The 20,708-nt window shown below is 62.6% G+C and carries 24 protein-coding genes; 13 read left to right on the forward strand and 11 right to left on the reverse strand.

The features are described from left to right. Positions 1-155 precede the first annotated feature (155 nt). Together LB568_RS12890 and LB568_RS12895 are read right to left on the reverse strand one after the other, a co-directional pair. Entirely contained in the window at positions 156-353 is a 198-nt protein-coding gene (locus LB568_RS12890; RefSeq protein ID WP_224730327.1) for a hypothetical protein, read from the reverse strand. A 151-nt stretch (positions 354-504) separates the two neighbouring features. Further along, complete coding sequence (locus tag LB568_RS12895; RefSeq protein WP_013895825.1) at positions 505-903, reverse strand: GFA family protein; 399 nt, start codon at positions 901-903, stop codon at positions 505-507. A 114-nt stretch (positions 904-1,017) separates the two neighbouring features. On the opposite strand from LB568_RS12895, the gene LB568_RS12900 reads away from it, so the two are divergent. Beyond that, positions 1,018-2,061, forward strand: coding sequence for an isopenicillin N synthase family dioxygenase (locus LB568_RS12900; RefSeq protein ID WP_224730328.1), 1,044 nt, complete (start codon positions 1,018-1,020; stop codon positions 2,059-2,061). A gap of 49 nt (positions 2,062-2,110) precedes the next feature. Here the strand turns inward: LB568_RS12900 and LB568_RS12905 are convergent, their stop codons facing one another. The 3 genes from LB568_RS12905 to LB568_RS12915 all read right to left on the reverse strand — a co-directional run bounded on the left by LB568_RS12905 (position 2,111) and on the right by LB568_RS12915 (position 4,028). Beyond that, entirely contained in the window at positions 2,111-3,061 is a 951-nt protein-coding gene (locus LB568_RS12905; protein ID WP_224730329.1) for an alpha/beta fold hydrolase, read from the reverse strand. Positions 3,062-3,124: 63 nt separating this feature from the next. Further along, a complete protein-coding gene (locus LB568_RS12910) occupies positions 3,125-3,610 on the reverse strand; it encodes an SRPBCC family protein (RefSeq protein ID WP_224730330.1) in 486 nt (161 codons plus the stop codon). Between the two features lie 169 nt (positions 3,611-3,779). Next, complete coding sequence (locus tag LB568_RS12915; RefSeq protein WP_318013266.1) at positions 3,780-4,028, reverse strand: ParB N-terminal domain-containing protein; 249 nt, start codon at positions 4,026-4,028, stop codon at positions 3,780-3,782. Between the two features lie 166 nt (positions 4,029-4,194). Here LB568_RS12915 and LB568_RS12920 point away from each other — a divergent pair, with 166 nt between their 5' ends. Continuing rightward, the gene (locus tag LB568_RS12920; RefSeq protein ID WP_224730332.1) at positions 4,195-4,611 is read left to right on the forward strand and encodes an acyl-CoA thioesterase; all 417 of its coding nucleotides are present in this window, start codon (positions 4,195-4,197) and stop codon (positions 4,609-4,611) included. Positions 4,612-4,626: 15 nt separating this feature from the next. On the opposite strand, the gene LB568_RS12925 is transcribed toward LB568_RS12920, so the two are convergent. Next, on the reverse strand, positions 4,627-5,586 hold the full coding sequence (locus LB568_RS12925) for a LysR family transcriptional regulator (protein ID WP_224730333.1): 960 nt from the start codon (positions 5,584-5,586) through the stop codon (positions 4,627-4,629). A 137-nt stretch (positions 5,587-5,723) separates the two neighbouring features. Here LB568_RS12925 and LB568_RS12930 point away from each other — a divergent pair, with 137 nt between their 5' ends. From LB568_RS12930 to LB568_RS12970, 9 genes are all read left to right on the forward strand, one after another. Further along, positions 5,724-6,506, forward strand: a complete 783-nt coding sequence (locus LB568_RS12930) for an ABC transporter substrate-binding protein (RefSeq protein ID WP_013895832.1) — start codon at positions 5,724-5,726, stop codon at positions 6,504-6,506. A gap of 64 nt (positions 6,507-6,570) precedes the next feature. Beyond that, a complete protein-coding gene (locus tag LB568_RS12935; RefSeq protein WP_224730334.1) occupies positions 6,571-7,218 on the forward strand; it encodes an amino acid ABC transporter permease in 648 nt (215 codons plus the stop codon). A gap of 11 nt (positions 7,219-7,229) precedes the next feature. Further along, on the forward strand, positions 7,230-7,889 hold the full coding sequence (locus LB568_RS12940) for an amino acid ABC transporter permease (RefSeq protein ID WP_013895834.1): 660 nt from the start codon (positions 7,230-7,232) through the stop codon (positions 7,887-7,889). Beyond that, positions 7,886-8,650: an amino acid ABC transporter ATP-binding protein gene (locus LB568_RS12945; protein ID WP_013895835.1), complete on the forward strand. Its 765-nt coding sequence runs from the start codon at positions 7,886-7,888 to the stop codon at positions 8,648-8,650. Before LB568_RS12940 ends, LB568_RS12945 begins: the two co-directional genes overlap by 4 nt. Before the next feature lie 8 nt (positions 8,651-8,658). After that, on the forward strand, positions 8,659-10,299 hold the full coding sequence (locus LB568_RS12950) for a N,N-dimethylformamidase beta subunit family domain-containing protein (RefSeq protein WP_013895836.1): 1,641 nt from the start codon (positions 8,659-8,661) through the stop codon (positions 10,297-10,299). A gap of 1 nt (position 10,300) precedes the next feature. After that, positions 10,301-11,686: an aspartate aminotransferase family protein gene (locus tag LB568_RS12955; RefSeq protein ID WP_224730335.1), complete on the forward strand. Its 1,386-nt coding sequence runs from the start codon at positions 10,301-10,303 to the stop codon at positions 11,684-11,686. A 4-nt stretch (positions 11,687-11,690) separates the two neighbouring features. After that, on the forward strand, positions 11,691-12,620 hold the full coding sequence (locus LB568_RS12960; RefSeq protein ID WP_013895838.1) for a 3-keto-5-aminohexanoate cleavage protein: 930 nt from the start codon (positions 11,691-11,693) through the stop codon (positions 12,618-12,620). Positions 12,621-12,830: 210 nt separating this feature from the next. Then, complete coding sequence (locus LB568_RS12965; protein ID WP_013895839.1) at positions 12,831-13,343, forward strand: GNAT family N-acetyltransferase; 513 nt, start codon at positions 12,831-12,833, stop codon at positions 13,341-13,343. Further along, the gene (locus LB568_RS12970) at positions 13,340-14,368 is read left to right on the forward strand and encodes a histone deacetylase family protein (RefSeq protein WP_224730336.1); all 1,029 of its coding nucleotides are present in this window, start codon (positions 13,340-13,342) and stop codon (positions 14,366-14,368) included. The genes LB568_RS12965 and LB568_RS12970 overlap by 4 nt, the downstream gene beginning before the upstream one ends. Positions 14,369-14,383: 15 nt before the next feature. On the opposite strand, the gene LB568_RS12975 is transcribed toward LB568_RS12970, so the two are convergent. The 3 genes from LB568_RS12975 to LB568_RS12985 form a co-directional block, all read right to left on the reverse strand. Further along, positions 14,384-15,652 (reverse strand): cysteine desulfurase-like protein, encoded by a 1,269-nt coding sequence (locus LB568_RS12975; protein WP_224730337.1) that lies wholly within the window; start codon positions 15,650-15,652, stop codon positions 14,384-14,386. A gap of 48 nt (positions 15,653-15,700) precedes the next feature. After that, positions 15,701-16,768, reverse strand: coding sequence for an aldo/keto reductase (locus LB568_RS12980; protein ID WP_224730338.1), 1,068 nt, complete (start codon positions 16,766-16,768; stop codon positions 15,701-15,703). Positions 16,769-16,889: 121 nt separating this feature from the next. Continuing rightward, positions 16,890-17,357 carry a hypothetical protein gene (locus LB568_RS12985; RefSeq protein ID WP_049802390.1) on the reverse strand — a complete coding sequence of 156 codons (468 nt, stop codon included), beginning with the start codon at positions 17,355-17,357 and terminating at the stop codon, positions 16,890-16,892. A 395-nt stretch (positions 17,358-17,752) separates the two neighbouring features. On the opposite strand from LB568_RS12985, the gene LB568_RS12990 reads away from it, so the two are divergent. Then, positions 17,753-17,917 (forward strand): hypothetical protein, encoded by a 165-nt coding sequence (locus LB568_RS12990; protein WP_013895844.1) that lies wholly within the window; start codon positions 17,753-17,755, stop codon positions 17,915-17,917. Positions 17,918-17,971: 54 nt separating this feature from the next. Here LB568_RS12990 and LB568_RS12995 read toward each other — a convergent pair whose 3' ends face one another. Further along, complete coding sequence (locus LB568_RS12995; RefSeq protein ID WP_224730339.1) at positions 17,972-18,478, reverse strand: DUF1993 family protein; 507 nt, start codon at positions 18,476-18,478, stop codon at positions 17,972-17,974. A 140-nt stretch (positions 18,479-18,618) separates the two neighbouring features. Between LB568_RS12995 and LB568_RS13000 the strand changes: the two genes are divergently transcribed. Continuing rightward, complete coding sequence (locus LB568_RS13000; RefSeq protein ID WP_224730340.1) at positions 18,619-19,671, forward strand: DUF1176 domain-containing protein; 1,053 nt, start codon at positions 18,619-18,621, stop codon at positions 19,669-19,671. A 29-nt stretch (positions 19,672-19,700) separates the two neighbouring features. Here the strand turns inward: LB568_RS13000 and LB568_RS13005 are convergent, their stop codons facing one another. Next, positions 19,701-20,552, reverse strand: a complete 852-nt coding sequence (locus LB568_RS13005; protein ID WP_224730341.1) for an alpha/beta hydrolase family protein — start codon at positions 20,550-20,552, stop codon at positions 19,701-19,703. Positions 20,553-20,708: the final 156 nt, after the last annotated feature.

Raw genomic sequence — 20,708 nt, forward strand, 5'->3', positions numbered from 1 at the left:
TCACGGGCAAGCCTTACCGTCATGGACGGGATAATCAATTTACGGATTTGTAAGCTGGTGACGCAGCACTGAACGCGCGTCGGTCGGGGGGGGCCCCAATGGGCCGGCCTACGGTCTCACAGGGAGTGTTCCCGCAGGAGAAAAAGACAAGGCGATTACGGACACAGCCAGAGTTTCTGGCAGGTCCTGGCGATCACATGCGGCGGCGGAACGACCGGCTCGTCGACGGAAGGCCGGCGAGCCCGTTCGAGCAGCATGCGCACCTGTTCAGGGCGCACACGATCGCGCTCCATCACAAGCAGGACCATCGGATCGCTCAAAAGCTCGTCCAGGGTGCTGATGCTGTCGTTCATCCGTCGTCTCCTCGAATGCCGGCCCGCGCAGCATAGATAGGAAGACAATCATGGCCCGCCAATGACGTTTTGCCGGCTATCGCGTGATGTTTTGGATTAAATTTTGGTCATCGCCTTACTGTCCCGGCGCCGCCGCGTGGCGAGGGAAAGTCTAGGCTGGTGGCGGAGCGCCTTCATATTGCGGCAAGCCATCATCGAGCACCACCCAAGGCTGTTTCGAGGCGGTGAAAATGTGCATCTGCGGCCTGAAGGCCGACGGGTCGTCGAGCGAACCGGTGGTGACGCCGATGATGCCGGCGGTTGCGCGCCTGGAAAACATTGTCGTGCCACAGCCCGGGCAAAAACCGCGCTCGAGATCCGGCGAGCTGTTCACCGTCGCCAGCGGTCCCTCGATCGTCACATCGTCGATGCGAAACAGCACGCGCGCGTTGAAGGCAGCGCCGATCGCCTTCTGGCACAGCCTGCAGTGGCAGATGCGTTCGTTGATAGGAGCCGCGTCGGTGCTGTAGCGCACCGCTCCGCACAGGCAGCCGCCCTGATGTTTAGCCATCGTCTTGTTCCGCAAATCGAGAAAATAAGCGGCAAGGTAGTCGCACGGCCGACAGGGTCAATTGAAAAGCCTTGATACGATGCCATCGATAATCGGAATGCGATGGAGTTTGTCGTGGCGCAAGAAATCGAGACCATCGGCATTGCCGACCTGTTCGAGCCGCCCTCGCCGGCTCGCGACCGTGCCGACACCAGGATCATGGCCGCCGCCTCGGGGATCGGTTTCATGGCCGTCCGCGACTTTCCCGGCGATCACTGGCTGACGCCGGACAGGCGAGCACAATTGCTGCGCATCTTCGCGCTGTCCGAAGCCGAGAAGCAGAAGTTGTTGCGCTGGAATTTCGACCCGACCAGGAAGAACGTCTACCGCGGCTGGTTCCCGCTGCAGCCGACAGCCGTTTCCTACAAGGAAGGCATCGACATCGGGCCGGATATCATCGGACCGGATATCGCCGATGCCGGAGGTTTTTCGGCCTCCGACGATCCGCTGTGCGAGCCAACGCCGCTGCCGGCCGAAGGTGCCCTGCCCGGCTGGCGCGCCGCGGCGGCGGACTACTACCGGTCGATGGAGAGCGTCGGCAACGCGCTGATGCGGTCGATCGCGCGCGGGCTTGGCCTGCCGGAGACGATCTTCGATGCCTATTTCGATGACGGCATCTCGACGCTGCGCCTGATCCGCTATCCCCTGCGCGATGCCAACGCCGGCGTCGACACCAGCGGCCCGGAGTTTTCGGTGATCCACAAGGGCGAGAAACGCACCATCATCGGGCGCGAGCATGCCGATTCCGGTTTCGTCACCTTGCTGGCGCAGGATGGTGTCGAAGGCCTGCAGGCCAAAAATCTCGCCGGCGAATGGATCGACGTGCCGCCGGCCAACGGCACGCTGGCGGTCAATTTCGGTCAGTTGCTGGAGCGCTGGACCGGCGGGCGCGTCCGTGCGACGCGGCACCGGGTGATCGCGCCGAAGACGGTGCGGCTGTCGATCCCGTTCTTCTACGAACCCCGCGTCGATGCGGAAATTGCGCCGCTGCCATTGAAAGGCGCCGAGCCCTTCGAGCCGTTTCTCTACGGCGACTATCTCTGGGAAGCGGCGACGAATTTCGTCGAGATGAGCGGCATCAAGCATCTCAGGCAGCCGCGCCGCGCCAAGGCTTCATAGGCAACGCCAGCCATCTCGTCGCAGAGACGGCCGGCGGGGAAATGACAGGCTACTCCGTTTCGCCGACCACTTCGTCCCAGCTCTTCACCTTGGTCTCGCCGTTGAGGAAGGGCAGCGCGGCGGCCGTCAGTTCCGGGGCGAAGAAGACGTCGTAATGTGTGCGGTTGGGCAGGATCGCCAGGCGGTTCCGCGACAGGTTCTCGCGCATCCAGCCCGCATCTTTCAGACCGCCGCCGAGCATCTGGTAGAACTTGATCTCGTGCTCGGGTTTGTACATGTCACTGTCGCCATAGGCCAGCATGACCGGCATCTTCAGCTTGGGAACATCGGCCGAGTAGTCCCTGTTCTGGCGCATGAAATTGCCGAGCGCGTCGAGCAGTTTCGGAAAATCCTCAGGGTGCGGCGCCACGGCGACGTAGGACTTGTACATCGGCGTGTCCTTCATGAACGGCGCGGCGGCGGCGCTCACCTGAGCCTGCTGCGGGCGCATCTCGTCATAGAAACCGTCCGTGGCATAGCCGGTCGAGACCAGCACAAGGCGGCGCACCATCTCGGGATGGCGGACAGCCATGCGGAAAGCAACACCGCCGCCGAGCGAATAGCCCATGACGTCGACCTTGTCGTAGCCGAGCGCCTTGACGATATCGGCCATGTCGTCACCAATCGCCTCCACGCTGAATGGCCGGTCGCCGAGCGCCGTGCGGCCATGGCCTTGCAGGTCGACGCCGATGACGGTGCGATTTTCGGCAAACTTGGGCAGGATCGGCGCGAACATGTCGGTCGAGCCAAGACCGCCATGCAACAGAAGCAGCGGCTCGCCCTTGCCGTAGACGGCGTAATAGTAATTCAGGCCGTTGATCGGCAGCAGGCCGGACTTTTCCGGCTTCAGCGGTGTTCTCGTTTCGGTCGTCATGGCAGGTTCCTTTGCATTGGTGGTGCCCGGGCAGGCGAGAAGCGCCGCGGCCGAAGCAAGAATGGCGAAAAACAGGGTTCTGGACATATCGGTCTCCTCCAGTCCTGCCGGTGTCAAAGCGTCTTGTCGGTTCAAAGCGTCTTGTCGGTGTCAAAGCGTCTTGGCGAGATCTTCAAGCTGGTCGGCGCACTGGCCCCAACCCTGATGAAAACCCATCGCCTCGTGCTGTTCGCGACCGGCGACGCTCCAGTGCCGAACGCGCGCGATGTAGCGGGTCTTGCCATCGCCTTCGTCCTCGAAGGTCAGCACGACGGTCATGAACGGCTTTTCCGACGGCTTCCACGCCTGTGTGTAGGCATCGGTGAGGACGATCTTCCGGCCGGGAATGACTTCCAGGAAGACACCGGGATTGGGAAACTCATTGCCGTCCGGGCTAGCCATGACGACAAGGCTCGAGCCGCCGGTGCGCACATCCATCTCGGCGCGCGGCGTCGTCCACGGCTTTGGCGAGAACCATTGCGTGACCAGCTTCGGCTCGGTCCAGCAGCGATAGACGTTCTCGCGCGGCGCATCGATGATGCGGGCAAGAACCAGTTCGCGGTCGTTGTCGGGGGCGATGTCGAGCTTGGTGGCCACGGTGGTCTCCTCGGGTTTGATCTGTTTGATCTGGGGTTGATCCGGCTTCCGTCCCAAGGACGAGCCGATGCAACGCAACCCGACACCGCCAGTAAAAAAATCCGGCGACTGGAGAAAATCTGGCGACGGCTTGTATGGTCTGAAGGCTGGGCGGCGAACGAAGCTCGCGTCAGTGGCGCTTGGCCTGCACCAGATAGGCGTCGATCTCGGTTTCGCCGAGCCACTTCGCGGCCTCGAGCCGATGCAGGCCTTCGACCAATATATGACGCTTGCCGTCGTGGCGAACCTGGATCGGTGTCTTCATGCCGTTCTCCAATATGTCCTCGGCGAGATGGCGGACGGTCTCGGGGTGCAATGTCTTCTTGCGCGCCGTCGGCACGTAGATGTCCTCGACCTTGACCTTTTGCACTCTGAGCATGCCGATCCCCCGTAGCGGAAAAACGCCGCCGTCACTGCTGAGATAGTCGGTTTGGCCCGGAGGGCCAAGGGCGCGGCCAACGAATACGGCGAAGCGTTTGCCTGTCATCGCACGTTTCGATATTGCGTCTTCGCGGTCGTCGATGGTCACGGAGCAAGCAATTCCCATGAGCGAACCCCTGGTCACCTTCGTCGGCGTCGCGCATCCCTGGATGTGCGACGTGATGGGACACATGAATGTGCGCCACTACGCGGCGATGTTCGACGACGCCAGTTTCCAGCTGCTCGGCCATATCGCTGGGCAGGACGGCAACCAGCCGTCGCCAACCGGGTGGGCCGACGTGCGCACCGAAATCGACTACCGCCATGAAACGAAAGCCGGCTCGCTCCTCACCATCCGCTCGCATGTGGTGAAGATCGGCCGCACCTCCATCACCTTCGAGCAGGTGATGTCGGGATCGCTCGACGGCATCGTCCACGCATCGAGCCGGACGACCAGCGTGCGCTTCGACCTTGCCGCGAGGGCCTCGGTGGCCCTGGACGAGCCGATGCGCAATCGTGCGGCAGCGTTCCTGATCGAATAGACCGGGCTTGGCCGTTCAGCCATTGTAGATGCGCTCGTTGAGCGGCGTCTCCGTGATCAGCGCCTGCAGGCCCGACAGCAACGCCTTCTCGGCACGGTTCATCGCCTTGTCGGGATTGGTGAGCAGGAAGATGTCGATGGCCGGCGGCGCATCGTAGGGCGGCAGCCGCCACAATGTGCCGTCGGCCACGTCGCGCCGCGCCACATGCAACGGCAAGGGGCCGATGCCGAGCCCGGCGACGATCATGCGCCGTACCTCCTCCAGGCTTGAGGACACGCCAACGACATCGGCGCTCAGCCGGGCTTCGCTGCGCAACAGCGCGACCGGTCGCAACGCGTCCGAAATATGGTCGGTCTGGAAGGATACCGAAGGCTCGCCCCGCAGATCCGCCAGCGCCAGTCCGGTTTTCCCGTAGAGCCTGTGCTGGGGGCCACAGAAGAAACCAAAGAATTCGCGATAGACCATCGCATAGTCCAGCGTCGGATCGCGCTGGCTGACCAGGCAGATACCGAAGGAGGCGCGCCGCTCCCGCACCTGCTTGGCCACTTCGGTGCTTGCCGCGACCGAGATGGTGATGCTGGCACGCGGATAATCGCGATGAAACTCCGCCAGCGCCCGGTCGAAGAGCGGCGAGACGACATGGCTTGCCGTGGCAATCACGACGTGGCCGGTGACATCGTCGCTGATGCCGCGCATCAGCAGCGGCAGCTGCGATATCGTGCCGAACACCTCGACGCTCTGCTCGTAGAGAAGCCGCCCGACTTCAGTCAGTTCGAAGCGGGTCGCGTCACGCTCGACCAGCCGCCTGCCAACCCGGTCTTCAAGCCGCCGCAGCGCGTTGCTGACGCTGGGCTGCTTGAGGTTGAGCCGCTCGGCGGCGCGGGTGATGCTCTTCACTTCCGCGATGACGACGAAGGTCCGCAGAAGGTTCCAGTCCAAGTCCCAGACCAGACGTTCGGGGCGCGACAAGGCCATTCCTGATATCTATGCTCCCTATTCGCATTATCTATTTGCGCAATGCTGCCGCAAAAAGCAATCATTGCCGTCAGGAGCGCGCCCCAACGCCTCCCAACAACAAGCCTTCGCGCTCCAATACAGAGGTCAGGAACCAGATGAACAGGGTATTTTCCGGCATTGCGGTCGCGGCGCTGCTGCTTGCGTCGACCTTCACCGCCGTTTCGGCCAAGGCCGACGACCTCGAAAAGATCAAGGCGGCGGGCGAACTGAAAATCTCCATGAGCGGCCAGTACCCGCCCTTCAACTTCGTCAACGACCAGAACGAGGTCGTCGGCTTTGACGCCGATATCGGCAAGGCGATCGCAGAGCGCATCGGCGTCAAGGGCACGATCATCACCACCGCCTGGGACGGCATCATTGCCGGTCTGCTCGCCAACAAATACGACACCGTCGTCGGCTCGATGACGATCACCCCCGAGCGCGAGAAGGTGGTCGATTTCGTCGGCCCCTACTACCACGCCGGCCGCGCGGTCTTCGTGAACCAGGATTCCAAGGTGCAGAGCCTCGACGAACTCAAGGGAAAGACCCTTGGCGTAACGCTCGGCGAGACGCACGAGAAATGGGCGCGCGAACAGGGTGGCTGGGACATCCGCACCTACAAGGGACTGCCGGAACTGCTGCTGGAACTGAAGGCCGGCCGTGTCGATGCCATCGTCGTCGACAACATTCCGGTCATGGTCGCCGTCAAGGAAACCGGCGAGAAGGTCCGCAAACTCGATACGCCTGATATCGAAGGCGGCAGCGTCGCCATCGGCATCGCCATCCGCAAGGACAACCCGGCACTCAAGGCCGCCATGCAGAAAGCGCTGGACGAGATGATGGCCGACGGCACCTACGAGAAGATCTCCAAGCACTGGGTCGGCAGCGACATCCGCTAATTTCCCAGGCCCCAGGCGACGCAAGTTCGCCTGAGGCCGCCTGTCGTTTCTGCTGGGCTGCCCCATGGATTTCTCCTTGATGAGCCGCGTCTTCCCCTTCTTCGTGGAGGCCGCGCTGGTGACGCTGGAACTGACAGCGCTGGCCCTGGTTCTGGGGCTGGCGGCGGCAGCGCTGGCCGCGGCCGCCAAGATGTCGAGATCCGCGATCCTGCATGCGCTCGGCGCTGTTTATGTCAGCCTGTTTCGCGGCACGCCCTGCCTGATCCAGCTGTTCGTGCTCTATTTCGGCGGCCCGCAGATCGGGATCAATCTGGATCCGTTCGCGGCCGGCGTCATCGGCCTTGGCCTCAACATCGGTGCCTACATGGCGGAATCGATCCGTGGCGCGGTGATAGCGGTCGACCGGGGCCAAACCGAAGCTGCCCGCACCATCGGCTTCAGCCGCTTCCAGACCTTGCGCAAAGTGGTGCTGCCGCAAGCCGCCAGGCTGATGATCCGCCCGCTCGGCGTCAACACCGTCGCTCTTTTGAAGGGCTCGGCATTGGTGTCCACCATCTCGGTGGTGGAGCTGACCTACACCGCCCAGCGCTTCATTGGCTCCACCTACAAGCCATTCGAGATCTTCGGTGTCGCGGCACTGCTCTACATGGTCATGGTCTACGCCCTCGCCCGCATCGTCGACATGCTCGACAAGCGCTTTGCAATCGTCTGACGGGGAACGAGATGCAAGGTCTGGATTTCACCATCGTCGCGCCTTACTGGGACCTTCTGGTGACAGGCGCCTGGTGGACCGCCGTGCTGACGATTTCGGCGGGAGCCTTAAGCTTCGTCTTCGGCATCCTGTTTGCCATCACCGTACTCTATGCTCCGGCAATCCTCGCTTATCCCGTGCGCGCGCTCATGTGGCTGTTCATGGGGACGCCGCTGCTGCTGCAGCTCTTCCTGATCTATTTCGGACTGGTGCAGGTCGGTATCGACATCCCGGCACTTGCCGCCGGCATCGTCGGGCTTGGCCTGCACTTTGCCGTCTACAATGCAGACGTGATCCGGGCAGGTGTCGTGGCTGTCGACATCGGCCAGACCGAAGGCGCACGCAGCATCGGCTTCGGCAAGTGGCAGACGCTGCGCTATGTCGTGATACCGCAAGCCATCCGCAACACGGCGCCACCAATCGGAAGCAACCTGATCGCGCTGCTGAAGGAATCCTCCGTCGTCTCGGTCATCGGCATCGCGGAACTGGTTCATTCGGCGCAACTGGCGATCAGCGAAACGTTCCGCCCGTTCGAGTTCTACATCACGGCCGCGGCGCTCTATTACATCTTGAACCTCGTGCTCGAAGCGGCCTTGCATCGGTTTGAAAGACATGTGGAGGTCTCCCGATGAGTACGCAGCGGCCAATGGTCGAGGTCCGCGGTGCGCGCAAATCCTTCGGCGCCGTCGAGGTGCTGAAAGGCATAGATTTGTCGGTCGAGCGTGGGCAGATCGTCGCCATCATCGGGCCGAGCGGCTCCGGCAAGAGCACGTTGCTGCGCTCCATCAACCATCTCGAGACATTGAACGGCGGTGACGTCTGGCTGGACGGCGTGCAGGTCAACCAGCCACTGCACGGCCAGGCTTTCGAGCGGCACATCAACAAGGTGCGCCAGCAGATGGGCATGGTGTTCCAGCACTTCAATCTGTTTCCGCACCTGACCGTGATCGAGAACATCACCATGGGGCCGATGATCCTGAAAGGCATGCCGAAGGCGGATGCCCGGGCTTTGGCGCATGGGCTGTTGTCCAAGGTCGGGCTCGCCGACAAGATCGACGCCTATCCGTCGCGTCTTTCGGGCGGCCAGAAGCAGCGCGTGGCGATTGCCCGAGCGCTAGCCATGCAGCCCAAGGTGATGCTGTTCGACGAAGCCACTTCGGCGCTCGACCCGGAACTGGTCGACGAGGTCAACGCAGTGATGAAACAGCTTGCCGCGGAACACATGACCATGCTCATCGTAACGCACGAGATGCGCTTTGCCGGCGAAGTGGCGGACCGTGTGCTGTTCATGGACGGTGGCGTGGTGGTGGAAGAGGGACCGCCGGGCGACATGTTTCGAGCCCCACAGAAACAACGCACCCGCACCTTCCTCAAGAAATATCTTTCCGCCTGAGTACGATGATGACCAGATTGCCCACGGAATTCCCCGATTTCGGACTGACGCCAGAGCGGCGCCGTCACGCCGTGCGCGGCCACTACTACGAATGGCCTGGGATGGATGGCGAGCGCGGCGAGATCTGGTGCTACTCGGACCGATTTTCCTATCGTCCCGGCGAGACGGTGACGCTGCATGTCAGTTCGACGGCTCCGTCCTTTAGCATGACGATCACCCGCGACGGCGGCACCGAAACGAAAGTGTTCGAGAAATCGGGCATCGCGGCACGCTGGCAGGACAGTCCGGACCAATGCTCGGCCGAGGGCTGCGGCTGGGAGACTTCGTTCGAATTCCGCCTCGGCGGCGACTGGCCGTCCGGTGCATACCGCGTGACGCTGACCGCCGGCGGTCGCGACGGCAAGCCGATCCAGTGCCACCATCTGTTCATCGTCAGCCCGCAACCTGGCAAGAAGCCCGGCCGCGTGCTGCAGGTTGCGGCGACGGGCACCTGGCTCGCCTACAACACCTGGGGCGGCTCCAACCACTATCAGGGCATCACCGGGCCTGACCGCAACCAGTATTCGCCCATCGTATCGACCCAGCGCCCCTGGTGCCGTGGCTTTGTCGTGCTGCCCGGGGATGCGCCGCGCGTGCCGCTGGAAGTCGCCGTGCCGCCGAAGACCGTGCCGCGCTATCCGCATATGGAATGGGCGCTCGCCACCGGCCATTCGAAGAAATACGCCTCGTCGGGCTGGGCCAGCTACGACAGCCATTTCTTCCGCTTCGCCGAGCGGGCCGGCTACGGTGTCGACCTCGCCAGCCAGCACGACCTGCATTTCTCGCCCGACATCCTCGACGGCTATGACTGCGCCGTCTTCGTCGGCCATGACGAGTACTGGACCTGGGAAATGCGCGACGCGGTCGACAAATATGTGGAGCGCGGTGGCCATGCGGCGCGCTTTGCCGGCAACTTCATGTGGCAGACGCGGCTGGAGGATGAGGGACGCCGCCAGGTCTGCTACAAATACCGTGCCCGCGCCGAGGATCCCGCCTATCGCGGCGGCGACGTGACCCGCGCCACCAACTCCTGGGAAGCGCCCGAAATCGGCCGGCCGGGCTCGGCAACCTTCGGGCTGAACGCCACCCGTGGCCTCTATACCGGCTGGGGCGGCTGCGCGCCGCGCGGCGTGCGCGGTTTCCCGGTCTATCGACCGGAGCATTGGGCCTTTGCCGGCACCGGCATCTACTACGGCGACCTGCTCGGCGCCGACAGCCACGTCTATGGCTATGAGGTGGACGGGCTCGACTTCGAGATCCGCGGCGGCCTGCCCTACCCCACGTCAGACAGCGGCGCGCCGGATGGATTGCAGGTTCTCGCCGTCGGCATGGCTTCCCAGGTCGAGGAAAGCGCCGATATCCCGATCGAGGACCAGTTCCTCACCGATGAGGATGGCCGCTTCAGCGCCGAAACGCTGTTCGGCGAGGGCAGCGACGCCAATCTGGAGAAAGTCAAACGCGGCAACGGCATGATCGTCAATTTTCCGCGCGGCAAGGGCGAGGTGTTCCACGCCGGAAGCTGCGAATGGGTTGCCGGCCTGCTAAGACAGGACCCGATGGTCGAACGCGTCACAAAAAATGTCCTCGATCGTTATCTCGGAAAGCCCTGACATGTCGAAAACCCAGATCGCCGCTCAACAGACCGAAGCCCGGCGAGAATCACATCTGTTCTATTTGTCCAGCCTGCGCCGGCCGCTGATCGACCGCGCCGAGGGCATCTACATGTGGACGCAGGACGGCCGCCGCTTCATCGATGGATCGAGCGGGCCGATGGTCGCCAATATCGGCCATTCCAACCGCAACGTGCTCGATGCCATGAAGCGGCAGATGGACCGCGCCACCTTCGCCTACCGGCTGCATTTCGAGAACGAGCCGGCGGAAGAACTCGCGCGGGAACTCGCGGGGAAACTGCCGGAGGGCATGGACCGCATCTTCTTCGTCTCGGGCGGCTCGGAAGCGACCGAATCCTGCATCAAGCTGGCGCGGCAATGGGCGGTCGCCACCGGACAGGCCAGCCGCTGGAAGGTGATCACCCGCTTTCCCTCCTATCATGGCGGCACGCTGGGTTCGCTCTCGATCACCGGCGACGATGCGCTGTCCGAAACCTTTGCGCCGATGATGCGGTCGATGCCGACCGTGCCGGCGCCGACCGCCTGGCGCGACCGTGACAATCTTTCGATGGAGCAGCGCGGCGTTCGCTATGCCGACATGCTGGAGGAGAAGATCCTCACCGAGGGGCCGGAAAGCGTGGTCGCCTTCATCATGGAGCCGATCGGGGGTGCCGCCACAGCAGCCCTGGTGGCGCCGGACAGCTACTATGCCCGCATCCGCGAGATCTGCGACCGCTACGGCATCCTGCTCATCCATGACGAAGTGATGAGCGGCGCCGGCCGCACCGGCAAATTCCTCGGCGGCGACCACTGGAACTGCAAGCCCGATATCGTCGCGCTGTCGAAGGGCCTGGGCTCTGGCTATGCGCCGCTCGGCGCGCTCGCCGCACCGATGCGGCTGGTGCAGCCGTTGCTCGCCTCCGGCGGCTTCCAGCACGGCCACACCTATGCCGGCAATCCGCTCGCTTGCGCCGCCGGTCTTGCGGTTCTGGGTGAAATGGACCGACTCGACCTGATCGCCAATGCGGCTGCGATGGGCGATGTGCTGATGGACGGATTGAAGGGACTTGCCAAGCGCTTCCCGTTCATTGCCGACGTGCGCGGCAAGGGTCTGCTCACCGGCGCCGAGATGGTCGCCGATCCAGAGACGCTGCGGCCGATCGACCAGGGCAAGAAGGCGACGCAGCGCCTGCTCGACCTCGCCTATGCGCGCGGGCTGATCATCTATGGCCGCAGGGTCAAGGGCGGCGTCGACGGCGACAATTTCATGATCGCGCCGCCGATGATCATCACCAGCGAACAGGTCGGCGAAATCGTCTCCATCATCGGTGACGCGCTGGAGGTTCTGGCTTCCGAGCTCGACCTGCCGGTCGAAGGCCGGGGGTAAGGGAATGGCGCCGCGAAAAGTCATCATCACCTGCGCGGTCACCGGCTCGGTGCATACGCCGTCGATGTCGCCCTATTTGCCGGTGACGCCGGACCAGATCGCGACGGATGCCATTGCGGCGGCCGAAGCCGGTGCCTCGGTCCTGCACCTTCACGCCCGCGACCCCAGGGATGGCCGCCCGACCGCCGATCCGGACGTCTTCATGCAGTTCCTGCCGCGCATCAAGCAGGCAACCGACGCGGTGATCAACATCACCACCGGCGGCTCGTCGCTGATGACGCTCGACCAACGGCTGGCTGCGCCGCTCCGCGCCGAGCCCGAAATGTGCTCGCTCAACATGGGCTCGATGAACTTCGCGCTGTTCCCGATGTTGGACAAACCACGGGAGTGGCAGCACGAATGGGAACCGAAACTGCTAGAAGCCACCCGCGACACCATCTTCAAGAACACCTTCGCCGACATGGAGGGCGTGCTCGAAAGACTCGGAAAAGGCTGCGGCACGCGCTTCGAGTTCGAGTGTTATGACATCGGCCACCTTTATTCGCTGGCGCATTTCCGCGACCGCGGCCTGGTGTCGGGGCCGCTGTTCATCCAGTTCGTGCTGGGCATCCTGGGTGGCATCGGCGCCGACCCGGACAATCTCGTCCACATGAAGCGCATCGCCGACAAACTGTTCGGCGACAGCTACCAGTTTTCGGTGCTGGCCGCCGGCCGCAACCAGATGCCGCTGATCTCGATCGCCGCGGCGATGGGCGGCAATGTCCGTGTCGGGCTGGAAGACAGCCTCTATGATGGCCGCCAGCTGGCGAAATCCAATGCCGATCAGGTGCGGCGCATCCGTGGTATTCTCGACGGGCTGTCGCTGGAAGTTGCCACACCGGCCGAAGCACGCCACATGCTGGCGCTCAAGGGTGGGGATAGGGTGGCGTTTTGAGATGCCCTTGACTGAGATGTTTGCGTTCCGTCACACCCCCCTCTGTCCTGCCGGACATCTCCCCCGCAAGGGGGGAGATCGGATGTCACTCCGGTTTTCGCAAATCTCCAACGTCAAAACAGTGGCGGCAAGGCCAAAGCTGCCAATCTCCCCCCATGCGGGGGAGATGTCCGGCAGGACAGAGGGGGGTGCCTGGGCGCCTTGCCTATCGTGAGCAACCGCTCCGAAGTCCTCCTCCGCCCCGGCCGCATCGAAGACGTCGAAACCATACACGCGGCAATCCTGAAACTCGGCACCCATATCGGCGCGCCCGAGGAAATCGTCTCGACGGCGGACGATCTCAGAACCTGGGGCTTCGGCGAAAAGCCCGCCTTCTCGACCCTGATCGCCGAAGTCGGCGGCGAGTTCGCCGGGCTGTGCCTGTATTTCCCGATCTTTTCGACCTGGATGGGGCGGCCTGGCGTCTACGTGCAGGATCTCTACGTCGAGGACCGGTTCCGCGGCCGCAAGATCGGCGAGCGGCTGTTGCGGCGCGTCGCAGCGCAGTGCCGAAAAGAAGGCGGGGTCTATCTCAGACTGTCCGTCGACACCGACAATGAAGGCGCCAAGGCTTTCTATGAAAGGCTGGGCATTGCCTGGTCGAGCTACGAACAGACGCAGAAGATCATCGGCGAAGCCTTTTTCGCCTTCGCGGATGCGCCGGAAAATGGGGAGCAGGAATGAAAGCCTTTTATGCGCAGGAGCAGAAACGCCACGACCCCAAGGCCTTTCTTTCCAGCGGTGCCGCACAGCCCAATCCGGAAAAACCCGAACGGGTCGAGAGATTATTAGCCGGAGCGATATCTGCGGGCTGCACGATCGAACGGCCGCGCAATCACGGGCTCGGCCCTGTTTCGGCGGTGCACACACCCGAATATCTCGACTTTCTCGAGCACATCTTCGAGCGCTGGCAACGCATCGATGGCGCATCCGCCGAGGTGATCCCCAACATCCACCCGATCGCCCGCAACGGTTCCTATCCGGCCTCGGCGGTCGGCCAGGCCGGCTATCACATGGCCGACACGGCTTGCCCGATCTCCGGCGAGACCTGGCAAAGCGCGCTGTGGAGCGCCTGGAGCGCGGTCGAAGCCGCCGAAACGGTGATGGCTGGCGCACCGGCCGCCTATGCGCTGTGCCGCCCGCCCGGCCATCACGCCTTTGCCGATGTCGCCGGCGGTTTCTGCTTCATCAACAACTCGGCCGTTGCGGCTCAGGTTCTGCGCAGAAACGCGGCCCGCGTGGCGATCCTCGATGTCGACCTGCATCACGGCAACGGCACGCAAGGCATCTTCTATGCACGGCCCGATGTGCTCACCGTCTCATTGCATGCCGACCCGGTGCGTTTCTATCCGTTCTTCTGGGGTCATGCCGACGAGCGAGGCGAAGGGCCGGGCCTCGGCTATAATTTCAACTTGCCGCTGCCACGCAAATCCGCCGACGCGGCGTTCCTCGAAGCGCTTGAGGTCGCGTCCCAGCGCATACGAGCCTTTTCGCCGGATGCGCTTGTCGTGGCGCTCGGTCTCGACGCATTCGAGGGCGATCCGTTCGGCGGTCTCTCGGTGACCACGCCCGGCTTCTCGCGCATTGGCGAGGCCATCGCCGGGCTCGGCCTGCCGAGCGTCATCGTCCAGGAAGGCGGCTATCTCTGCGACGCACTCGGCGACAATCTCACCGCCTTCCTCACCGGTTTCGGCGGCAAGGCGCGGTGACAATTCTGGCCGGCGTCAGGACCGCTGCTGCCTGAGCATCGCGATTACCCGGTGCACGCTCTCCAGCGTCTCGTCGATCTCATTGCGTGTGTTGTAGTGGGCGATGCCGATGCGAACGACGCCTTGCTCGGCCGGAATGCCCAGCTGATGGACGATCTCCCAGGCATAGTTGTGGCCTGACCACAGGAAGATGTTTTCGGCGTTCATCTGCCGGACGATGGTTTCGGGAACGATGCCGTCAACGGTGAAGGAGACCGTCGGTACGCGATCTCCGAGCCGCTTCGGGTCGGTGATGCCGTGGATGGTCAGGCCTGAAATGTCGGCCAGGCCATCGATCAGCCTCTGCGCCAGCGGGTTTTCATAGGCAATGGAGACTTCGAACGCCTTCGCGATCTTCTGCCTTCTTGAACCGCCCTGGCCAGCTGCCGCGCCCAGTTCGGCAAAATAATCGACCGCCGCTGTGAGGCCAGCCATCAGCTCGATCTGCGGCGTGCCGAGTTCGAACCGCTCCGGCAGGCCATTGGACGAGCAACGGCATTTGTAGGCCTTCAGGCCATCGATGATATCTAGCCGTCCCCACAATGTGCCCATATGCGGGCCGAAGAACTTGTAGGCCGAGCAGATCAGGAAATCGCAGCCGAGTTCCTGCACGTCGATCAGGCCGTGCGGCGCGAACTGGACGGCGTCGACATAGACCAGCGCGCCGGCCTGTTTTGCAATGGCAGTCAGGGACTTAACCCGGTTGATCGAACCGGTGAGGTTGCTGGCATAGTTCAAGGCGACCAGCCGCGTCTTGTCGGATAGCAGGTCGGCCAGCGTTGCCTCCTCGACCTGCCAGCTCTTTTCGTCGAAGGGCAGCCAGCGCACCACAAGGCCAAGATCCTCGGCCAGCTGCAGCCAGGGCGAGACATTGCCCTCATGGTCCATGCGGGTGAGGATGATCTCGTCGCCGGGCTTCATGGTGCGGCCGAGCGTGCGCGAAATGTGATAGGTTAGCGTCGTCATGTTGGCGCCGATGATGATTTCCTCGCGGCTCTCCGCGCCGAGGAAATCGGCCATTGCCTGATGCGCGTCATCGACGACTTGTTGAGCGGCTATCGTCGTTTCGAAATAGCCGCCGAGATTGGCATTGGTGGTGAGCAGGCAGCGCGACACGGCATCGGCGACGGCCTGCGACACCTGCGTGCCCGCGGGGTTGTCGAGATAGATGCGGCGACGCCCTTTGTCGGTCAGGGACAGAGCCGGGAATCTTGCTCGCACCGCCTCGATCGGAAAGTCCGCCATTGTCTCCACCCTTTTGTTATTCCTGATTAATTCCGTGCCTTGCACCAATCAAGGACAAGGATTGCCGACCCGCTGATGGATCGCGTCCACCGCCTTCTGCATCTCTTCGGTCCAGACGACATCCACCGAGGACAACGCCATTTCCAACTGCGAAATAGTCGTGGCGCCGACGATGCTCGAGGTGACGAACGGACGGCTCGATACATAGGCATTGGCAAACAGCGCCGGCTCCAGCCCAAACGAGCGCGCCAACTCGTTGTATTCGAGTTGCACCTCCGCGGCATTGGGCGTCTCGTAGCGCTGGCCGCGATTGAACAGCTGCGAGCGCGACCCTTGCGGGCGGGCGCCATGGTCGTATTTGCCGGTGAGATAGCCCTGCGCCAGCGGCGAATAGGCGAGCAACGACACCTCCTCGCGTTCGCAGACCTCGGCGAGATTGACCTCGAAGGTGCGGTTGACGAGATTGTAGGCATTCTGGATCGACGCGACGCGCGGACCAACGCTCTTGTCGGCCTCTGCCAAGAAACGCATCACACCCCAGGAACTCTCGTTCGAGAGGCCGAAATGGCGGATCTTTCCCGCCTTCACCAGTTCCTCGAAGACGGCAAGCGTCTCTTCTATCGGCGTTTCGCCCGCCGGCGCGCCGATCGCATCGGGACGCCGCGCTACGGCGCCGACGCGTGTCGGGTTGGCGCCCCAGGGAATGTCCCTTTCCGGCCAATGAATTTGATAAAGGTCCAGATAATCGGTGCCGAGCTTGGCCAGCGATTTGTCGATGGCGTCAAGAATATCGGCGCGCACCAATTGCGAGGGTCTGTCGCCGCGAAACCAGCTGTTGGCGGTGCGGCCGACGACCTTGGAGGCAAGGATCACCTTGTCGCGGTTGCCCTTGGCCTTCATCCAGCTACCGATGATCTTTTCGGTCCGCCCTTGCGTCTCTGCCTTCGGCGGGATCGGATAGAGTTCAGCGGTGTCGATGAAATTGACGCCGCGCGAAAACGCCAGGTCCATCTGCGCGTGGCCTTCGGCCTCCGTGTTCTGCTGACCCCAGGTCATTGAACCCAGGCAAATCTGGGTAACAAGGAGATCGGTCCGACCGAGACGGCGTTTGTGCATGGAATTTCTGCTCCGGAGGGAAAGCGTGCGCGGCTGCGCGGGAATGAGGTCAGCATCTATAGGGAAAGCGGCGGTGCTCTCCAAGCCTCGGCAAGCCGACTTTTGCGTGAACTGGTGTTGTTTAGCGGCGAGCGCCGGCCACCGCGCGGCGCTTGGCTTCGTCGATCAGCATATTGGCCACCTGCATGCGGATCATGGCGCGCTGGCGCAGATGCGGGGCGACGCGGTCCGGATGGTTGGCGAAGGCAAAGCGGCGACGCACGCGGCCGAAATCGGCGGTGCTCTTTGGCTGATCCAGTCCCAGTTCGACCGCGATCGATTCAGGATCGATCGGCGGCAATATCTCCTCGGGCTTTGGTTCTTCGCCGGCCAGAGCGAGCTTGGCGTGTTCGAGCAAGGCAGCGAATTCGCTGGCCAAGTCGGTACCCGCCTCACGATATTCGGCCGCGGATACCTTGATACGGCCGGAATGGAGTTCATCGGCAACGGACAGATAATCGAACGGAATGGACGGACGCGCACCGGCCCCGTCGCCCTCGATGCCGTCGCCCCCGATGCCGTCAGACGCAACGAAGAGGTCGTCGAGCAGCGAAGCGAAATCGCGCTTGGCGCTGGTAGCGATGTCAGCCTCCCACTTGCCCGACTGTCTGGGTTACAGACCATAGAACCGGCTCGTTAAAAATACATGCCACCGATGTTAACGAATTTAGCCGTTGCGAGGATTGCCGCCCGAGCACCCAAAGCTCCTCAAACAAAAGCCGGACTGCACTTTCATGCAGCCCGGAAATTCGCCAGGAGTGGCGAGGAAAAACTGGCCATGTGCCGGCGTTCAAGCCTACGGGTCCTGCGGCCCAAAAATTTCACGGGCCCAAAAAAATTTTATGCAAATCATTCAGACATGGCAGGCATGCAAATGCTGCACTGCACAATTGTCACGATTCATCTATATTGCTGGTTGTGGAGGACCAACCAGGAGCCTGAGTCATGGGTTTCTTCACTGAAATGTTCGCCCGGCCGCGCCCGCAGGAACATCTGAGATATCGCGCGGCTCTCGCGCTGCTTCATTCGATGAGCAATGCCGACCGTGCCGACATCGGCGTCAAGCCCGCCGATTTTCCGCGCATCGCCCGCGAAATGTCTATTCGCTAAATGCATATTGCGAGATGTCCCGGATCGGTCCGGGACATCTCGACGTCCAATTCCTCAGCGGGATCCGAGGAATGTCGACTTGCCCAGCGGCACGCCATTGTGGCGAAGAATGTCGTAAGCGGTGGTGAGGTGGAAATAGAAGTTGGGCATGGCAACATGCAGCAGATACTGCATGCCGCCCAATGTGGTTTCGCGCCCGCCGAGCTTCAACTCGATCATCTTGTCGTCCGAACCATCGATATCGGCAGCCGAGAACGTTGCCAGAAGCGCGAGCGTCTTGGCGATCCGCGCCTCGAGATCGGCAAAGCTTGCCTCATTGTCCTCATATTTCGGCACTTCGCGGCCGGCGAGCCGCGACGGCGCGCCCTTGGCATGGTCGGTGGCGATCTGCACCTGCCGGGTCAGCGCGAACATGTCGGGCGCGAGGCGAGCCGTCAAAAACACCTGCGGGTCGATCTTGCGGTCAAGCGCATTCTGTTCGGCTGATGCCAGCACATTGGAAAGTGCTTTCAGCCGAGCTGAAAACACGGGCGCGGATGCCTCATACATCGATATCGTCACGTCAAATCTCCCGTCCGGCCGAACGCCGGCGGTCGGGAGGTAGCGCCTTCGCGCTCGATTCTTCAAGCGCCGGCGACGCAGCGTCACCACGCCGCCGCAATCGCCATGGTAGAATCTTCGTTATCGAGCGGAGATTCCCGATGAGACGCGCCCTTCTCGCAGCGACTGCCCTTCTCTCCCTTGCCACGACTGGCCAAACGGCCCTGGCCGCCGATGATGCCCCCGAAGCGCCCTATGTCGATGATCGTTCGAGCGCCGAGGCGGTCATCCATTCGCTCTACAGCGCCATCAACCGGCACGAATTCGCCCGCGCCTGGAGTTATTTCGGCGATACAAAGCCGGCAAAGGATCTTGACAGCTTCGTCAAGGGCTATGACGGCACCGCAAAGGTCGAGGTCGAGACCGGCGCTATCTCGGACGAAGGTGCCGCGGGCAGCATTTTCTACAACGTTCCCGTCGCCATCCGCGCCACCGACAAGACCGGCGGCGAAAAGGTTTTCGCCGGCTGCTACACGCTGCGCCAGGTCAATGCCCAGATCCAGGCCGCGCCGCCTTTCGATCCGATCCACATCGAAAAAGGCGCGCTGAAGCCCTCCACCGCCGATTTCGAGGAGGCGGTGCCGCCAAGCTGCGGCGACGGGCCGCCGCCACCAAAGAAGGACACCGCACTTGAGCAGGCCAAGAAAGCTTTTCTGGCGACCTATGGCGACCAGTGCGACAAGGATCTCGTGGCCAATGAGCCGGAGGTCTTTTCGATCAAGTACAAGGCCAAGGATGCCCAGCCCGGAGATCCCGACAAGGAGACGCGGCTGTTCCATTTTTCCTGCTCGGCGGCCGCCTACAATGAAAGCTCGGTCTACTACATGACCGACGAACTATCGGCCGTGCAGCAATTGCAGTTCGCCGAACCCAAGATGGACATCCGCTACGAGAACAATGACAGCAATGGCAAATTGCTGGGCATGAGCATCGTCGGCTTCGAGACGAGCGGCTGGGCGGTCAATTCCGACTATGACCCGGATACCCATACGATCACCACGTTCAACAAATGGCGCGGCGTCGGCGATGCGTCGGACGCCGGAACCTATCTGTTCCGCAACGGTAATTTCTCGCTGGTCCAGTACGACGTCGACGCGTCCTATGACGGCGAGGAGAACCCGCAGACGGTCGTCGACTACAACACCGCGCCGTAGAGCGCCGCTCTGCTTCAAGCCCGCGTCGATCAGGGCGCCTTCGACAGCATCCAGTTGAGCGTTTCGCGCCAGTCGACCATGCGGATCGGCGTGCCATGCGTGCCGGTCTCGAAGCGGACGAACCGGGTCGGATAGGCTTTCGATTTGGCGATGATGGAACGGAAGAAGGCCTCCTGGCTTGCCACGGGAAAGACCACGTCATGGCTGCCCTGGCCGAAAAAGACCGGCACGCGGCGCTTGAAGGCAGGGCTGGCGAAAAAGCTGTCGTCCCACAGCGAGCCGAGCAGCAGCAGGCCATTGATGCGGCCGCCGGTGTCCTTGCGGGCGGCGAGTTTCCAGCACAGCGCACCGCCCATCGAGCCGCAGGCGACGAAGATCTTCGCGCCAGGCGACTGTTCGGCGTAATGATCGATCAGCGCCGCCAGCTGTGCCGCGCCCTTGTCGCCGAAATCGGGAAAATCAGGACTGAGATAGAGGCCGCCATTGGCGGCCATCAGGTTCTTGAGGCGGTTGAAATTGCCGCCGAACGTGAAGTCGTCGACGCCTTGCTTGCGGCTGCCACCCTGCCCGTGCAGGTAAAGCACGAGAATGCCGGCACCCTCCGTCTTGCCGACGGCGACATGCCTGACGTCGCCGGCATCGGTCCTCAGGAGCAGATCCTGCTGCACCTTGCGCACGCCGGTGTCGGTATACTGCGCATGCACACGCTTTTCCGGCACCTCGTCGCGCTGGTTGATGTCGCGCATTTCGCGATAGTCGATGACCGTGTAGGCACCGTTGGTGTCGGAGGAAAGCGCAGCCGGATAGGCGAAGAGATCGTCCTTGAAGGGTTTTAGGGACAAAGTGTCGGCGTTGGCGGCCGAAGAAAACAAGAAAAGCAAGGCAGCTAGGACAGCGCGGCACGCCCCCCTCTGGCCTGCCGGCCATCTCCCCCTCAAGGGGGAAGATCGGATGTCATCACGGCTTTCGCCAATCACCGCCGCTGGAGAAAGAGTGTCGATGCGGAAGCTGCCAATCTCCCCTCTTGAGGGGGAGAT

The sequence above is a fragment of the Mesorhizobium sp. B263B2A genome (assembly GCF_020165775.1).
Taxonomy (GTDB): domain Bacteria; phylum Pseudomonadota; class Alphaproteobacteria; order Rhizobiales; family Rhizobiaceae; genus Mesorhizobium; species Mesorhizobium opportunistum.

What these genes read in the sequence shown, in the direction of transcription:
- LB568_RS12890 (WP_224730327.1), bottom strand. Translation starts at nt 353, where the DNA reads ATGAACGACAGCATCAGCACCCTGGACGAGCTTTTGAGCGATCCGATG.
- LB568_RS12895 (WP_013895825.1), bottom strand. Translation starts at nt 903, where the DNA reads ATGGCTAAACATCAGGGCGGCTGCCTGTGCGGAGCGGTGCGCTACAGC.
- LB568_RS12905 (WP_224730329.1), bottom strand. Translation starts at nt 3,061, where the DNA reads ATGTCCAGAACCCTGTTTTTCGCCATTCTTGCTTCGGCCGCGGCGCTT.
- LB568_RS12915 (WP_318013266.1), bottom strand. Translation starts at nt 4,028, where the DNA reads ATGCTCAGAGTGCAAAAGGTCAAGGTCGAGGACATCTACGTGCCGACG.
- LB568_RS12920 (WP_224730332.1), top strand. Translation starts at nt 4,195, where the DNA reads ATGAGCGAACCCCTGGTCACCTTCGTCGGCGTCGCGCATCCCTGGATG.
- LB568_RS12925 (WP_224730333.1), bottom strand. Translation starts at nt 5,586, where the DNA reads ATGGCCTTGTCGCGCCCCGAACGTCTGGTCTGGGACTTGGACTGGAAC.
- LB568_RS12930 (WP_013895832.1), top strand. Translation starts at nt 5,724, where the DNA reads ATGAACAGGGTATTTTCCGGCATTGCGGTCGCGGCGCTGCTGCTTGCG.
- LB568_RS12935 (WP_224730334.1), top strand. Translation starts at nt 6,571, where the DNA reads ATGGATTTCTCCTTGATGAGCCGCGTCTTCCCCTTCTTCGTGGAGGCC.
- LB568_RS12940 (WP_013895834.1), top strand. Translation starts at nt 7,230, where the DNA reads ATGCAAGGTCTGGATTTCACCATCGTCGCGCCTTACTGGGACCTTCTG.
- LB568_RS12945 (WP_013895835.1), top strand. Translation starts at nt 7,886, where the DNA reads ATGAGTACGCAGCGGCCAATGGTCGAGGTCCGCGGTGCGCGCAAATCC.
- LB568_RS12950 (WP_013895836.1), top strand. Translation starts at nt 8,659, where the DNA reads ATGACCAGATTGCCCACGGAATTCCCCGATTTCGGACTGACGCCAGAG.
- LB568_RS12955 (WP_224730335.1), top strand. Translation starts at nt 10,301, where the DNA reads ATGTCGAAAACCCAGATCGCCGCTCAACAGACCGAAGCCCGGCGAGAA.
- LB568_RS12960 (WP_013895838.1), top strand. Translation starts at nt 11,691, where the DNA reads ATGGCGCCGCGAAAAGTCATCATCACCTGCGCGGTCACCGGCTCGGTG.
- LB568_RS12970 (WP_224730336.1), top strand. Translation starts at nt 13,340, where the DNA reads ATGAAAGCCTTTTATGCGCAGGAGCAGAAACGCCACGACCCCAAGGCC.
- LB568_RS12975 (WP_224730337.1), bottom strand. Translation starts at nt 15,652, where the DNA reads ATGGCGGACTTTCCGATCGAGGCGGTGCGAGCAAGATTCCCGGCTCTG.
- LB568_RS12980 (WP_224730338.1), bottom strand. Translation starts at nt 16,768, where the DNA reads ATGCACAAACGCCGTCTCGGTCGGACCGATCTCCTTGTTACCCAGATT.
- LB568_RS12990 (WP_013895844.1), top strand. Translation starts at nt 17,753, where the DNA reads ATGGGTTTCTTCACTGAAATGTTCGCCCGGCCGCGCCCGCAGGAACAT.
- LB568_RS13000 (WP_224730340.1), top strand. Translation starts at nt 18,619, where the DNA reads ATGAGACGCGCCCTTCTCGCAGCGACTGCCCTTCTCTCCCTTGCCACG.